The sequence below is a fragment of the Cribrihabitans pelagius genome, from assembly GCF_048820915.1.
In the GTDB taxonomy this organism is placed as follows: domain Bacteria; phylum Pseudomonadota; class Alphaproteobacteria; order Rhodobacterales; family Rhodobacteraceae; genus Cribrihabitans_A; species Cribrihabitans_A pelagius.
On record NZ_JBMERR010000003.1, the window covers coordinates 202,947 to 217,694 of the forward strand.

12 protein-coding genes are annotated in these 14,748 nt (G+C 66.6%); 5 read left to right on the plus strand and 7 right to left on the minus strand.

Features of this window, described 5'->3' with window-relative positions:
- The first annotated feature begins 5 nt into the window (after positions 1-5).
- Both ACOHX0_RS04220 and ACOHX0_RS04225 read left to right on the plus strand, forming a co-directional pair.
- Positions 6-1,409, plus strand: a complete 1,404-nt coding sequence (locus tag ACOHX0_RS04220; protein WP_420675422.1) for a TRAP transporter large permease — start codon at positions 6-8, stop codon at positions 1,407-1,409.
- A gap of 89 nt (positions 1,410-1,498) precedes the next feature.
- Positions 1,499-3,478, plus strand: a complete 1,980-nt coding sequence (locus ACOHX0_RS04225; RefSeq protein ID WP_420675423.1) for a CocE/NonD family hydrolase — start codon at positions 1,499-1,501, stop codon at positions 3,476-3,478.
- 48 nt (positions 3,479-3,526) lie between these two features.
- Here ACOHX0_RS04225 and ACOHX0_RS04230 read toward each other — a convergent pair whose 3' ends face one another.
- The 7 genes from ACOHX0_RS04230 to ACOHX0_RS04260 all read right to left on the minus strand — a co-directional run bounded on the left by ACOHX0_RS04230 (position 3,527) and on the right by ACOHX0_RS04260 (position 10,765).
- Positions 3,527-4,780: a Zn-dependent hydrolase gene (locus tag ACOHX0_RS04230; protein ID WP_420675424.1), complete on the minus strand. Its 1,254-nt coding sequence runs from the start codon at positions 4,778-4,780 to the stop codon at positions 3,527-3,529.
- Positions 4,781-4,861: 81 nt separating this feature from the next.
- Entirely contained in the window at positions 4,862-6,001 is a 1,140-nt protein-coding gene (metX, locus tag ACOHX0_RS04235) for a homoserine O-acetyltransferase MetX (protein WP_420675425.1), read from the minus strand.
- A gap of 15 nt (positions 6,002-6,016) precedes the next feature.
- Positions 6,017-6,997: a cysteine synthase A gene (gene cysK / locus ACOHX0_RS04240; RefSeq protein ID WP_420675426.1), complete on the minus strand. Its 981-nt coding sequence runs from the start codon at positions 6,995-6,997 to the stop codon at positions 6,017-6,019.
- 126 nt (positions 6,998-7,123) lie between these two features.
- Positions 7,124-8,050 carry a DMT family transporter gene (locus tag ACOHX0_RS04245; protein ID WP_420675427.1) on the minus strand — a complete coding sequence of 309 codons (927 nt, stop codon included), beginning with the start codon at positions 8,048-8,050 and terminating at the stop codon, positions 7,124-7,126.
- A gap of 70 nt (positions 8,051-8,120) precedes the next feature.
- Positions 8,121-8,933: a YqcI/YcgG family protein gene (locus tag ACOHX0_RS04250; protein ID WP_420675428.1), complete on the minus strand. Its 813-nt coding sequence runs from the start codon at positions 8,931-8,933 to the stop codon at positions 8,121-8,123.
- A 128-nt stretch (positions 8,934-9,061) separates the two neighbouring features.
- Complete coding sequence (locus ACOHX0_RS04255; protein WP_420675429.1) at positions 9,062-9,883, minus strand: arginase family protein; 822 nt, start codon at positions 9,881-9,883, stop codon at positions 9,062-9,064.
- A gap of 60 nt (positions 9,884-9,943) precedes the next feature.
- Positions 9,944-10,765: a YggS family pyridoxal phosphate-dependent enzyme gene (locus tag ACOHX0_RS04260; RefSeq protein ID WP_420675430.1), complete on the minus strand. Its 822-nt coding sequence runs from the start codon at positions 10,763-10,765 to the stop codon at positions 9,944-9,946.
- A 122-nt stretch (positions 10,766-10,887) separates the two neighbouring features.
- On the opposite strand from ACOHX0_RS04260, the gene pdxR reads away from it, so the two are divergent.
- The 3 genes from pdxR to ACOHX0_RS04275 all read left to right on the plus strand — a co-directional run bounded on the left by pdxR (position 10,888) and on the right by ACOHX0_RS04275 (position 14,589).
- The gene (gene pdxR, locus ACOHX0_RS04265) at positions 10,888-12,366 is read left to right on the plus strand and encodes a MocR-like pyridoxine biosynthesis transcription factor PdxR (RefSeq protein WP_420675431.1); all 1,479 of its coding nucleotides are present in this window, start codon (positions 10,888-10,890) and stop codon (positions 12,364-12,366) included.
- A 44-nt stretch (positions 12,367-12,410) separates the two neighbouring features.
- Positions 12,411-13,142 carry a hypothetical protein gene (locus ACOHX0_RS04270; protein WP_420675432.1) on the plus strand — a complete coding sequence of 244 codons (732 nt, stop codon included), beginning with the start codon at positions 12,411-12,413 and terminating at the stop codon, positions 13,140-13,142.
- A gap of 328 nt (positions 13,143-13,470) precedes the next feature.
- On the plus strand, positions 13,471-14,589 hold the full coding sequence (locus ACOHX0_RS04275; protein WP_420675433.1) for a porin: 1,119 nt from the start codon (positions 13,471-13,473) through the stop codon (positions 14,587-14,589).
- Positions 14,590-14,748 lie beyond the last annotated feature (159 nt).

The window sequence follows — 14,748 nt, forward strand, 5'->3', positions numbered from 1 at the left end:
GACGCATGGAACCCATTGAAATCGGCCTCTGGGTCACGGGCGGCCTCTTGGCCATGGTGGTGCTGGGGATGCGGGTGGCCTTTGCCGCGGGGCTTTCGGGGCTGATCGGTCTGATCTGGATATTCTGGGCCAAGTTCGGCTATGATCCGGCGCGGTTCGGCAAGGCGCTGACCGTGTCGGTCAAGATCGCGGGCCAGGTGCCGCATTCCAAAGTGTCGAGCCAGGCGCTGAGCCTGATCCCCACTTTCATCCTGATCGGCTACCTCGCCTATTACGCAGGGCTGACCCGCGCGCTGTTCACTGCCGCAAAGCGCTGGATTGCCTGGCTGCCGGGCGGGCTTGCGGTCTCCACCGTCTTTGCCACCGCGGGCTTTGCCGCGGTTTCCGGCGCGTCGGTCGCCACCTCGGCGGTGTTTGCCCGCATCGCCATCCCGGAGATGCTGGCGATCGGCTACAACAAGCGCTTTGCCGCAGGTGTGGTGGCGGCAGGCGGCACGCTCGCCTCGCTGATCCCGCCGTCGGCGATCCTGGTGATCTACGCCATCATCGTGGAGCAGGACGTGGGGAAGCTGCTGCTCGCAGGTTTCATTCCGGGCGCGTTTTCGGCGGTGATCTACGGGATGCTGATCGTCGGCATTGCGGTGATCTTCAAATCCGTCGGCCCGCCGGTCAAGGGCTTCACCTGGGGCGAGCGCTTTGCCGCGCTGCCGGGCGCGCTGCCGATCATCTTTGTCGTGGTGATCATCATCTGTTTTGTCTACAACCCCTTTGGCGGCGACGCTTGGGGCACCCCGACCGAGGGCGGCGCGCTGGGGGCCTTTGTGGTGTTCTGCATGGCGGTGGCGCGCGGCATGAAATGGGCCGAGCTGAAATCGGCGCTGCTGGAGACCGCAAAGCTGACCGTGATGATCTTCACCATCATCTGGGGTGTCTTGATCTACGTGCGATTCCTCGGCTTTGCCGACCTGCCGGGGGCGTTTTCCGACTGGATCACCTCGCTAACCCTGTCGCCGATGGTGATCCTGATCTGCATTCTTCTGGCCTATGCGGTGCTGGGCATGTTCATGGATGCGATCGGGATGCTGCTGCTCACGCTGCCGGTGGTCTACCCGGCGGTGATGGCGCTCAACGGCGGTGAGACAGTCTCCGCCGCGGACAGCGCCTTTGGCATGAACGGCACCATGTGCGCGATCTGGTTCGGTATCCTGGTGGTAAAGATGGCTGAATTCTGCCTGATTACCCCGCCGATCGGGCTCAACTGCTTTGTGGTGGCGGGTGTGCGCGACGATCTGAGCGTGCAGGACGTGTTCCGCGGCGTGATGCCCTTCTTCATCGCCGATGCCGCCACCATCGCGCTGCTGGTGGCCTTTCCGGGCATCGTGCTCTACTTGCCGTCGCTGGCGGGCTGACGTCCGCAAAGGGGCGGCCGGTGTGCCGCCCCTTTCCCTTACTGCCGATCCGGGGTTACCTGCGGGAAACCGCCAGGGGAGGGCCGGATATGACTGTCACCGTGATCGAGAACCAATGGATCTTGCTGCCGGACGGCCGCCGTCTGGCGGCGCGGATCTGGCTGCCGGAGGGCGCGGAGCCTGCGCCCGCGATCCTCGAATACCTGCCTTACCGCAAGCGCGACGGCACCGCGCCGCGGGATGCCACCACGCACCCGGTTTTCGCCGCGGAAGGCTACGCCTGTGTGCGGGTGGACATCGCGGGCACCGGTGACAGCGAGGGGCGGTTTGACGACGAGTACTCCGAACAGGAACTCAGCGACGGCGAGGCGGTGCTGGGCTGGATCGCAAGCCAGCCCTGGTGCAATGGCCGGATAGGCATGATCGGCATCTCCTGGGGCGGCTTCAACGGCCTGCAGCTCGCCCACCGCCGCCCGCCCGCGCTGAAGGCGGTGGTGAGCGTGGCCTCCACCGTGGACCGCTACGCAGACGACATCCACTACATGGGCGGCTGCCTGCTGAGTGACAACATGAACTGGGGCAGCCAGATGTTTGCCTATCTGACCCGCCCCGCCGACCCGGAGCTGCGCCCCGATTGGCGCGAAGACTGGCTGCAGCGGCTGGAGGAAGTGCCGTTCTCCGCTGCCGACTGGCTGCGCCACGCGGTGCGGGACGCCTTCTGGAAGCACGGCTCGGTATGCGAGGACTGGTCCGCGATCCAAGCCCCGGTGCTGGCCATCACCGGCTGGGCGGATGCCTATGTGAACGCTCCGCCAGCGCTGGCCGCCAATCTGCAAGTTCCCGCCAAGGCGCTGATCGGCCCGTGGGAACACCGCTACGGCCATATCTCCAAGCTGGAGGCGTCGGATTTCCACGGCGAAGTGCTGCGCTGGTTCGGGCGCTGGCTGAAGCAGGAGGAGACCGGCGCCGAAAGCCTGCCGGATTACCGGACCTTCATGTTGGAGCATTTCAACCCCGAAGCCACCAATGGCCCCCGCAAAGGCCGTTGGATTGCCGAGGCCGAGTGGCCGTCGCCCAACGTGCAGCCGCAGGTCCGGCACTTGGTACCTGGCGGCTTTGCCGCGGCGCCGGCCGAAGGCAGGGCGGTGGTGGACACGCCCGCCCATGCTGGCGCGGCGGGCGGTTACTTCTGTCCCGGCATGCGTATCGACAATGAGCTGCCGGGCGATCAGGCGGCGGATGATGCGCTGTCGCTGTGTTTCGACAGCGCGCCATTGGAGGCTCCGCTGGAGCTTCTGGGCCGGGCGCGGCTGAAGATCGCGTTCAGCGCGGACAAGCCGGTGGCGCAGCTGGTGGCGCGGCTTTGCGATGTCTCGCCAGAAGGTGTCTCGCAGCGGATCAGCTACCGGCCGCTGAACCTGACCCATCACGCCAGCCACGAGACGCCGGAAGCGCTGGTGCCGGGGCAGCTCTACGAGGCGGAGATCATGCTCAACGAATGCGCCCACCGCTTGCGAGAAGGTCATACGCTGCGGCTGGCGCTCTCGACCTCCTATTGGCCCATCGTCTGGCCCGCACCAGAGCGGGCGCAGGTGAGGCTGGATCTCGCGCGCTGTTCACTGGTCTTGCCGGTGCGGCAGGCGGGGCGGGAGACCGATCCGGTCCCGCCCGGCCCGGCGCGGGATTTCCCTCAGCTCGCTGCGGAAGAGCTGCGCGCGCCCGCGGGCACGGCGCGGCAGAGCGTTGGCGCGGACGGGCGCGCGGCGCTGGATACCTTCGACGACTACGGCAAGGCGCGCAATCCGGACCATGGGCTGGTGGCAGGCAGCCACGTTCGGATGCACTACAGCATCCACCCCGAAGACCCGGCCTCGGCCCGGTTCGAAGCTGTGTGGCAGTTCACCTTCGAACGCGGCAGCTGGCAGGTGGCGATCGAGACAGAAAACCGGATGACCTGCGATGCGCAAAACTTCTACCTCTGGCGCAAGCTGCGCGCCACCGAAGGCGCAGAGGGCGCAGAAGTGCTGAGCCGGGTGTGGCAGGAGGTCATTCCGCGCGGCTTGCTGTAAAATGCGGGCCGTGGCCGTGCCAGGGAGGCACGGCCACGGCCGGGCTGCTCAATGCTGCGCTTCTGCGGCGCTCAGCGCGGCGAGCAGCAGCACGTTGGCGCCGGCCTCGGCCCATTCGGGCGAGATCTCCTCGGCCTCGTTATGCGACAGACCGCCGACGCAGGGGCACATGATCATCGCGGCGGGCAGCACCTTGGCCATCCAGCAGGCGTCGTGACCGGCGCCCGAGATCAGGTCCATGTGGCTCACCCCCAGCGTCTTTGCGGCGTCACGCACCATGCCCGCAAGCGCGGGGTCGAAGGTGACCGGGGTGACCCGGCCCGCCGGCGCGATGGAGATGCCCACGTCCAGCGCGGCGGCGATCTCCTGCGCTTTCTGCTCCACCGCGTCGTGCAGCATGTCGAGCTTTGCGGGATCGGGGGAGCGCACATCGACGGTGAAGACCACGTTGCCCGGAAGCACGTTGCGCGAGTTGGGCGAGAAGAACACCTGACCGACGCTGCCCACCGCACCGGGCTGGTGGCGCATCGCCAGATCCTGCACCATCTCCATGATCCGCGCCATCGCCAGCCCTGCGTTCGAGCGCATCGTCATCGGAGTGGAGCCGGTATGCGCCTCGCGGCCAGTGAGGGTGATTTCCAGCCAGGAGAAGCCCTGGCAATGGGTGACGACACCCACCGATTTGCCTTCGGCCTCCAAGACCGGGCCCTGTTCGATGTGGTATTCCAGGTAGGCATGCATCGGCCGCGCGCCGACCGGTTCGGTGCCCATCCAGCCGATCCGCTGCAGCTCTTCGCCCAGCGTCTTGCCGTCCTGATCCGTCAGGCTGTGGGCAAAGTCGCGGGTATAGGCGCCGGCAAATACGCCCGAGCCCAGCATCGAGGGCGCAAACCGCGCGCCTTCCTCGTTGGTCCAGTTGACAATTCCGATGGGGCGGCGGGTCTGGATGCCGAGTTCGTTCATCACCCGCACCACCTCCAGCGCCGAGAGCACGCCGAGCACCCCGTCATAGCGGCCGCCGGTGGGCTGGGTATCCAGGTGCGAGCCGAGGTAGACCGGGTCTGCATCGGGGTCGGTGCCCGGGCGCAGCGCGAACATGTTGCCCATATCGTCGACGCCGATGCGCATGCCCTCGGCTTCGCACCAGGTGGCGAAGCGGGCGCGGGCTTCGGAGTCGGCATCGGTGAGGGTCTGCCGGTTGCAGCCGCCGGCCACGCCGGGGCCGATCTGCGCCATCTCCCCGATTGCGGCCCAAAGCCTGTCAATGTTGATGCGCGCAGTGCGGGTTGCCGCGTCTAGCATGTCGTGTCCTTTCGTGAGGTCTTGCATGAGGGCAAGGCGCGGAGGCGGCGCCTTGCGCGGGGGGGCGCTGGGACGGGCCCCTCAGAGGGTTGCGAGAAAGCGGTCCATCGCCGGGATCAGCTGATCAAAATCGCTCAAGAAAGCGTCATGGCCGTGGTCGGAGTGGAGCCGCACCATATCGGTGGGAACGCTGCCGGCGCTCAGCCCTTCGGCAATCTGCTCCTGCTGCCACAGCGGGAACAGCACATCGGTCGGCGTGCCGATCACCAATGCCTTCTGCAGCACCAGCTGCGACAGTGCGAGGCTCAGGTCGCCGCCCGCGATTTCGGCCAGGTCGAAACGGTCGATGGCGCGGCTGAGGTAGAGATAGCAGTTCGGGTCATAGCGTCCGATAAAGCGGTCGGCATGGTGCTGCAGGTAGCTCTCCACCATGAACTCCGGCAGGAAGGGAGCGCCGCCTTGGGCCGCCGGGCTGACCCGGTCGCGGGCAAAGCGCTGCTGCCATTCAGCCGCCGAGCGGTAGGAAAGCATGCCCAGCATCCGCGCGATCCGCATGCCGTTTTCCGGGTAGCGCAGCTGGCTGTAGCTGCCGCCCGCCCAGTCCGGATCGCTGCGGATCGCCTGGCGCTGCAGCGAGCGCAAGGCGATGGCAAAGGTTGCTGCCTGGGCGGCGCCGGAGATGTTGATATGGCTGCGTGCAGCGCCCGGATTGCGGCTGAGATAAGCGAGCGCGCTCATCCCGCCCATCGAGGTGCCGATCAGGCAGGCAAGCTGGCGGATGCCCAGTGCCTTCACCACGCAGGCGGCGGCATCGGCCACGTCCTCCATGGCGAGGGCGGGGAAGTCCAGCCGGTAGGGCCGCCCGGTGGCGGGGTTCACCGAGGCCGGCCCTGTGGAGCCGAAACAGCTGCCCAGCGCGTTGACGCAGATCACGTGCCAGCGGTCTGTGTCGATGGCCTTGCCCGGGCCGATCATCTTCTCCCACCAGCCGGGGCTGGGATCGCCGGCCTGCGAGGCGGCATGGGCGCTGGCGGAGAATCCGGCGAGGATCAGGATCGCGTTGTCCTTCGCGGGCGACAGGCGGCCCCAGGTCTCGTAAGCGATGCGGGCCTGGCGCAGCTGGCCGCCGTGTTTCATCGCAAACGGGCCGCGCAGGGTGAGGAAGCGCGAGGCCGCCGGAACGATCTCGCTGGTGCTGTCGGGCGGGGTGAGGTTGTTCATCGCTCCGCCCCCTGCTCAGGCTTCGTACTCGAGCTGGGGCTCGAGCGAGGCCAGCCATTCATCGTCCGAGCCCTCGTTCAGCCCGTCAAAGAGGAAGGTCGACAGGTAGCGCTCGCCGGTGTCGGGCAGCATCGCCAGCAGCACCGAGCCTTCGGGCGCTGTCTTGGCCACATCCAGCGCGGTGGCCACCGCAGCCCCGGCCGAGATGCCGGTGAAGATGCCTTCTTCGGTGGACAGGCGCCGGGCGGTGTCGCGGGCCGTAACCTGGTCGACCTTGCGCAGGTCACCGATCACGCTGGGGTCCAGCACGCTGGGCACGAAGTTGGGCGCCAGCCCCTGGATTTCGTGCACGTTCCAGGTCTTGTCCGCCAGGATCGCGGCATTGGCCGGTTCGGTGGCGACGATCTCCACATCCGGGCGCGCCAGCCGCAGCATCTGGCCAACGCCGGTGAGCGTGCCGCTGGTGCCAAAGCCGGTCACGAAATAGTCCAGCCGTTTGCCCGCGAAATCGCTGAGGATTTCCGAGGCGGTGGTGACCCGGTGGTAATGCGGGTTGGCCGGGTTGTCGAACTGGCGGGCGCGGAACCAGCCGTGCCGCTCGGCCAGGTCATCGGCGATCTTGTTGCCGCCGCTGCTGCCCAGTTCGCTGGGGAACAGGATTACCTTGCCGCCATAGGCGCGGATCAGCTTGCGCCGTTCGATGGAGTATTTCTCGCCCATTACCGCGACGAACTTGTAGCCGCGCGCCGCTGCCACCATCGCCAGCGCAATGCCGACATTGCCGGAAGTGCATTCGATGATGGTGTCGCCCGGCTTCAGCTGGCCCTTGCGTTCGGCGTCGAGCACCACCGACAGCGCCAGCCGGTCCTTGACCGAGCCGCCGGGGTTGAAGGATTCGGCCTTGGCGTAGATCGTCACGTGCTTGGGCGCGATGTGGTTCAGGCGGACAATCGGGGTGCGGCCGATGGTGTCGAGGATCGATTCATAGAGTGCCATTGCAGTCATCCTGTCTTGCGGCGCCGCTGGGGCGCGGGATCGTGGAACGGGAAGGGGAGGTCAGGAGAGGTTTGGGGGCGGCAGGCCCGGTGTCCGGCCTGCCGCAGGCGCGCAGCCTCGGGCGGTTCAGTCGCGGCTTTGCGAAGCACGCAGGGCGCCGGTGCGCGGGCGGCTCAGAAGCGGCAGGTTCTGGTTCACCGCGTAGCCGGCAAAGAGGATCATCAGCCCGCCCGCGATCTGCACACCGTGCATCGCTTTGCCGTAGGCGAAGTAATCCACCACGATCGCCACCACCGGATAGATGTAGGAGAGCACCGCGATCAGGGGCGTGGGCAGCCGCTGGAAGGCGGAATACATCAGGATGTAGGTGAGGCAGGTGTGGAAGGCGCCGAGGATCAGAAGATCGCTCCACTGCGCGCCGGTGAAGGTGGGCACCGCGCCAAGGTTCACGAAGGGGATCAGCATTACCGCGCCGACCGAAACCTGGATCAGGGCGATCAGATGCGGCTTGATGCCCTTCAGCCGCTTCACGATGATCGAGGTGATGGCGTAGAAGATCGCCGCCGAGATCGCGAGGCCCACACCGGCCAGATGGCTGGAGGCGAGGCTCAGGTCCTCCATGTCGGGGCCGACGATCAGGACCACGCCGGCAAAGGCAATGACGATCCAGGCCAGCTTGTCCTTGGTTACGGTATCGCCGAGGAACATCGCTCCCATGATCACGAAGAACAGCGGCTGGGTGTGGTAAACCACGGTGGCGGTGGAGATCGAGGCAAAGCTGAAGGAGGCAAACAGCATGATCCAGTTGCAGACCAGGAACACGCCGCTGAGGCCCGCGACCAGCAGCGTCGCCCGGGTCAGCCCGGTGTTGCGGAAGAGGCCGCGCGCAAAGCAGTAGAGCGCCAGGAACATCGCGCCGAACAGGCAGCGGAAAAACACCGCGTTATGGGCATCGAGCCCGGATTCCAGCACGAAGTAGCCGACGGTGCCCATGACGATCATGGCGGCGATCATCTCCAATAGGCCGCGGCGCTGGTCGGTGAGGTCGTTCATTTCAGTTCTCCAGATGGGGCGGGCGCCCGAGGGCAGACCGTGGCGGCCCGGATGGGGCCGTCGCGGCGGCTCAGGCGGTCCCGGGTTTCTTCACAAGGGATTTTCGGGCGCTGAAGGGGCAGGCGGCCGGCCGGGGCAGGCCGTCTTCCTCCAGCTGGTATTGCTTCCATTCGCGGTTATCGGCGTCGCCGTAGAAGCCCAGCTCCTGCGGCACCGGGCTGCCGTTGTAGGCAGCAACGCGGTTTCGGATGCGCTCGCGCACCAGATGGCCGCTGCGGGTCTTGAGGCTGGCCAGCGCGTCGAAGTTTTCCCGCGGGTTGATGACGAAGGTGAGATACCGGCCGAGATTGCGGCTTTGCAGCGTCTCGTGCTCGGGCGTGCTCATGTTGACGAAAAGCTGCACGCCGTTGAAGCAGAAGCACCAGTCGGCATGGTCCGGCTCACGCGGGACCCCGTCGGGCCAGGGCGCGGGGTCCATCCGGTGCACCCAGTTCAGGATGTCCCAGCCCAGCGCATGCAGCGATCCGCTGTCCAGCCGCGAGGTCTCGAAGAACACGACCAGCGGCGCCAGCAGACGGTCCTGGAGGTCCGTGCGGCGCACGAAACTTGTGTAATCCGTGAGACCCAGGAGCAGGTCGTCATATTCCCGGTCCGGCCCGCATTCGCCAAACAGGAAGCGGATGCTGCCGTCCTTCCAGGCCTTGCGGCAGAACAGGCAGGGGAAGGCCTCGCTGCCTGCGCGCTGGGCGAAATCCGCAAGCGCCTGCTGCTGCCAGCGGCTGGTGCTGATGTCTTCGTCGTAGAGTTCGGGCTGTAGATAGAGGGTTCCGGTGGTGACGCGGCGTTTCCCGGCCTGCTTTTCAAGCGCGATATCAGAATACATGAGAGTTCCTCTCTGGACTGGGGCAAGGCTTGCGGCGGCGGGACGGAGGGCAAGACGTCTCCGCCGCCGCAAGCGCGCTGGGCGTCCTGCGGGCGCTGGTGCAGTGATACCCAGGGGGGGTGTCGGCCTCAGGCGGCCTCGACCCGGTCGAGCAGCGGGGTGACGGTATCGACGATGGCGGTGAGCGCGGCGTCGGCCTCGCCTGCATCGGCGGGCACCTGGTATTCCGCAAGCTCCAGCCCCAGCACCTGCTCAGAAGGCAGCGCCGCAAGAAGCGCGCGCAGCTGCTTGGGCACCAGGCCGCCGGGCACCTTGTAGTCTGCCGGGATATGGCCGGGCTCCAGCACGTCCCAGTCGATATGGATCCAGACCTTGCGGCCGCCGACCGCCTTCAGCACCGCTTCCGGAGAGAAATCCCCCGCCGGCAGGATCTGCCCGCCGGCCTTTTCGATCAGCTTGGCCTCCAGCGGGTCGATGTCGCGGGCGCCGGTGAAGATCACCTGGCTGGCTTTGAGCCCGGCGCCGTGGCCGCTGTTCCACAACCCGCAGGCCGCGGCCACCACCATGCCGCCGAGATAGCCGGTATCGGTGGTATCCGGCGTGTTGAAATCGCCATGGGCATCGACCCAGAGCAGCACCGCATCCGGGTGATGCTTGGCCAGCACCGGCAGGGTGGCAAGGCTGATCGAGCAGGTGTTGGAGGCCAGCACGGTCAGCTTGCCGCTCTCGACGCTGCGGCTGACGGCGGCGCGCACCGCCTCCAGCGTGGGCTTGGCCTGGGGCAGGCTGTCGGTCCAGTCGTCCTCGGCCGGGGGCGAGGGCTCGCCGACGGAGAGCGCCTTGACCCCAAAGGTCTCCTCCAGCGCGGCTGCGGTCAGCGCCGCGCCCTTGATGGTCCGCGCGGTTTTGTCGGCCGCACGGCCTTGCGATACGATCAGGTTGAAGTCCACAGGTGTAATCCTCACTTTCAAAACTATTGTCATCGGGCCGTTGGCGGCCTCTTGGCTGGCTCAGCCTGCGGCGCTGCTGCGCCCGGGCCTGCTTGCGGTGGTATCGGGGGCGGCGTCAGCGGGCGTGCCCGCCGTGCCGGGCCAGTAGTGTCCGTCCGGCGTCGGCCGGGTGCCAAAGAGGGCCTGACCCACGCGCACCACGGTGGCGCCCTCGCGCACCGCGTCCTCGAAATCGCCGGACATGCCCATCGACAGGCCGTTAACTGCCGGATGCGCTGCCAGATTTTCGTCGCGCAGGCGCCGGAGCAGGCGGAAGCAGCCGCGCACCTGATCGCGGGTGCCGCTGAACAGGGCGAGCGTCATCAGGCCCTGCGGTTTCAGCCGCGGATAGGCGGCGAGGGCGTCCAGGAAGGCAGGCAGTTCTGCGGGGGAAAGCCCGTATTTGCTTGCTTCACCGGAGGTATTGACCTGCACATGGACAGCGAGCTTGCGCCCGGCGCGGTCCAGCTGGCGGTCGAGCTCCGCCGCGAGCCTCAGGCTGTCGAGCGCCTGGAATTCGGACGCGAAGCGGACCGCGTATTTCACCTTGTTGGTTTGCAGGTGGCCCACCATGCTCCAGCGCAGCGGCAGATCCGCCAGCGTTTCCACCTTGCCGCGGGCTTCCTGCACCTTGTTTTCGGCAAACTGGTCCAGTCCGGCGGCATGGGCGTGGCGCAGGATCTCCGCGGGCACCGTCTTGGTCACCGGCAGCAGCCGCACCCCGGCCGGGTCGCGCCCGGCTTCAGTGCAGGCGGCTGCGATGCGGGCCAGCACCTCGGCGTGGCGGCGGCGGAACAGCTGCTGCGGGTCTTCTCCGAAACGGGCGTCGGCGTCAGTCTGCATGGTGTCGTCCACTTCGCGGTTTCGTGACAGCGGCGAGCTTGCTAGTAAGCGCTCAATCCAGAATTGCGATTTGTCTAAAACCAAACTAGCTTGGGCAACACGGCCAGTTTGGCAGAAAAAAGGTGGTCCAGTTGGCAGAGGCAAAAACACGCATTACCAGGCCTGGCGCGAAGCGAATCTATCTGACATTGCGGAAGCAGATCCTCTCCGGCGTCTATGCGGCGGGCGAGGACATCCCGTCCTCCCGAGCCCTGGCCGAGGAGCTGGGCGTGTCGCGCACCACCGTCACGGTTGCCTATGAGCAGCTCGCGGCCGAGGGCTATATCGCAGTGCGCCAGGGCGCGCGGCCGCGGGTTGCGGTAAAGGCGCCGCTGCCGGGCACCCCGGCGCGGGCCAAGCGGGCCAGTGCCGGCACGGCGGGGGCGGTGCCGCTGTCCAGTTTCGGGCGGAAGCTGCTGACCGCCGGACCGCTGCCGCAGCCTTCGCGCAAGGGGCTGGTGGTCAACTTTCGCTACGGCGAGATGGCGCCCGGCGATTTCCCTATCGCGGCCTGGAAGCGGGCGGTCAACGCGGCACTTCTGCGCCGCAGCCCGGTGCTGGCCTATGGCGAGCCGGCAGGCTCGCGCCGCCTGCGCCGGGCCTTGCAGGGCTACCTGTGGCGCTCGCGGTCGCTCAGCTGCCAGCTGGAGCAGATCATCATCGTCAGCGGCTCGCAGCAGGCATTGGACCTGTCGGCGCGGATGCTGCTGGACCCGAGCGATGCCTTCGTGATCGAAAACCCGGCCTATGCAATGGCGCGGATGGCCTTCACCATGACTGGGGCACGGCCGGTGCCGATCGATGTCGACTCCAAGGGGCTGGATACCGCGCAGCTTGCCGGAATGCGGGCGCGGCTGGCCTATGTCACGCCTTCGCACCAGTACCCGCTGGGCGGGGTGATGCCGATCGAGCGGCGGCTGGAGCTGATCGAGTGGTCGAAGCAGGCAGACGCCTGGATCATCGAGGACGATTACGACAGCGAGTACCGCTATGACGTGAAGCCGCTGCCGCCGCTGTGTTCGGTCGACGAGATTGGCCGGGTGATCTATGTCGGCACGATTTCAAAGATCCTCTCGCCCACCATGCGGATCGGCTATGTGGTGGTGCCCGAGGGGCTGCGCGAGGCCTTCGTCACCGCCAAGCAGCTGACCGACCGCCATACCTCGCTTTACGGGCAGGAGGCGCTGGCCGATCTGATCGAGAGCGGCGCCTATGAGCGCCAGGTGCGCCGGCAGCGGCGGCTGAACGCGCAGCGGCGGGCGGCGCTGATCGACTCGCTGCACGCGGCCTTTGGCGATGCGGTGGAGATCGAGGGCGGCGAGGCGGGGCTGCATGTGGTGGTCTGGTTCCGCGACTTGCCTGCCGCCCGCGAGGGCGAGCTGATCGAGCAGGCGCTGCGGCTGGGGGTGGGGATCTACTCGGTGCGCGGCCTGTGCGACCCGCCGCTGTCTTCGGGGCGCAATGCGCAGATCGGGCTGGTGATGGGCTATGCCGCCGTCGACCCGGAGTGGATCCGCCAGGGCGTGTCGCTCCTGCGCAAGGCGGCGGACAAGATTGCCTAGGGCGCGCGGCGGGAACCCGGGGGACGCCCAGGCGTTGGCTTTCCATGCCTGACCTATATGTTCCTTCGCTGTTTGCCGCGCTGGCCTTTGCCGCCATCCACTATCTGGTGCCCAAGCTGAAATTCCTCGACGGGATTCCGCGCAGCCGCTGGCTGTCGATCGCGGGCGGGGTGGCGGTGGCCTATGTCTTTGTCCACCTGCTGCCCGAGCTGGCCGAGCATCAGGAGGCGCTGGCAGACCACGAGGGTGCGCTGGCCAGCGTGGCGGAAGCGCTTGAGCGGCTGGTCTATGTGCTGGCACTGGCGGGGCTAGCGGTGTTCTATGGGCTGGAGCGGCTGGTGCAGACCTCCAAGGCGGGACGCGACCGGACCGAGGCGCGGGCCTTCTGGATTCATATCGGGGCCTTTGCGCTCTATAACTTTCTTGTCGGCTATTTCCTTTTGCACCGCGAAGACCCGGGGCTGCTGTCGCTGGGTCTCTACGTGGTGGCAATGGGGCTGCATTTCGTCACCAATGATTTCGGTATGCATGACGACCACCGGGAGCTTTACGACCGCAAGGGCCGCTTCATCATTGCGGGCGCGGTTCTTGCCGGCTGGCTGATGGGGGTGGTGGCGGAGATCCCCGAGGAATGGCTGATCGGTGTTTTTTCCTTCCTTGCCGGCGGTGTGGTGCTCAACGTGCTGAAGGAGGAACTGCCGGAGGAGCGCCAGAGCAGCTTTGCTGCCTTTGCGGTTGGCGCGGCCGCCTATTCGGCGCTGCTGATCGCGGTGTGAAGCCGCGAACTCCCGCCAGCTTGCTGTTCCCGGCCGTGCGGCACTAAACTGGCTTCTGTGCGTTGGCGCAGGGTTGCGGCGCCCGCATGGCAGCTCTGCAAGGGCTGGTTCAGGAATGTGATCCGGATTACGCAACTGACTGAAAGCAGGCGGATTTTCGCAGGCAAAATTCCGCCATAGGCGGGATTCCGCTGGCGTTTTCGGCGTGGGTGCGCGGCCCGTGTTTCAACCCTCTCCTCTGCAAAAATGCAATGATAGCCCGGTGCCGGGCCGCGGCTTCAGGGATGGAGAAGACCACGGTCCGGCATGGAACAGGAGACTCAGAAAAATGAGCACCAAATTCGCTGCAACTGTCAGCGCAACCGCGCTGGCTGTGGCGCTTGCAGGTCCCGCGCTGGCGGGCCCCGAATATTCCAATGACACCGGCGGCAGATTTAGCTGGTACGGTCATCTGAACCCCGCCTTCCAGTCCTTCGATGACGGCGCGGAAGACTTCGGCCGCCTGGTCGACAATGAAGCCTCCAAGTCGCGCCTCGGCTTCTGGCTGGAGCAGAGCTACGGTGAAAATACTCTGCGCTTCAACTTCGAGACCGCGATGGGGTTCCGCTCCTCGGCCGGGGTGGATCAGATCTCCACCGGCGAAAACCTGAGCTGGGACCGCACCGACATCCGCCATGTGGACTTGCAGTTCGACACCGCGCGCTATGGCCGTTTTTCCGCCGGTCAGGGCTCGATGGCCACTGACAGCATCACCGGCGCCGATTTCTCGGGCACCGGCCTTGGCGCCTCCAACTCGGTTGCGGATTCCGCGGGCGGCTACCGGTTCCGCCAGGCCGATGGCACGCTGAGCACCATCGAGATTGGCGACGTGTTTACCGATCTGGACGGCACCCGTTTGGGCCGTGTGCGCTATGACACGCCGGAACTGGCGGGCTTCACCCTCTCGACCTCCTACGGCACCGACATCCTGAAGGAGGACAACGACCGCGAGACCTATGACGTCGCCGTGCGCTATGGCCGCGAGGATGTTGCGGGCTTCAACCTGGACGCAGGCCTGGGCGCTTCGTGGACCGAGGAGACCGGCAAGGAAGACAGCCGCGACGTCTCGGGCTCCTTCGCAGTTCTGCACAAGGCCACCGGCCTGTCGCTGAACCTCGCCGCAGGAGAGCGCGACATCGCGGGCAGCTACGCCTATGCCAAGCTCGGCTATAAGGCCAACCTGTTCGCGGCCGGCTCCACCGCTTTCTCCGTCGACTATTATGACGGCTCCGACATGGAGAGCGCGGGCGACAGCGCGGACTCCTGGGGGGTGGCCGCGGTGCAGAAGGTCGACGCCTACAACGTCGAAACCTATCTTGCCTACCGCGAATACTCCTACGAGGACAACAGCGGTGCCGGCTACCAGGACGCAGACGTGGTCCTGGCGGGCGCCCGCTGGAAGTTCTGATCGTCCCTTCCCTCGGATACCGGAACGGAGAACACGCCCCCGCGGGCGTGTTTTCTTTTTTTGGGGGGCACAGATTCCTCAGGCGCGGGACAAGGCCGCAGGCCGCCGCGCATCGCCGGCGCGCTCCCACGCGGGCGGCGATTTTGCAGCGGTTGGGCG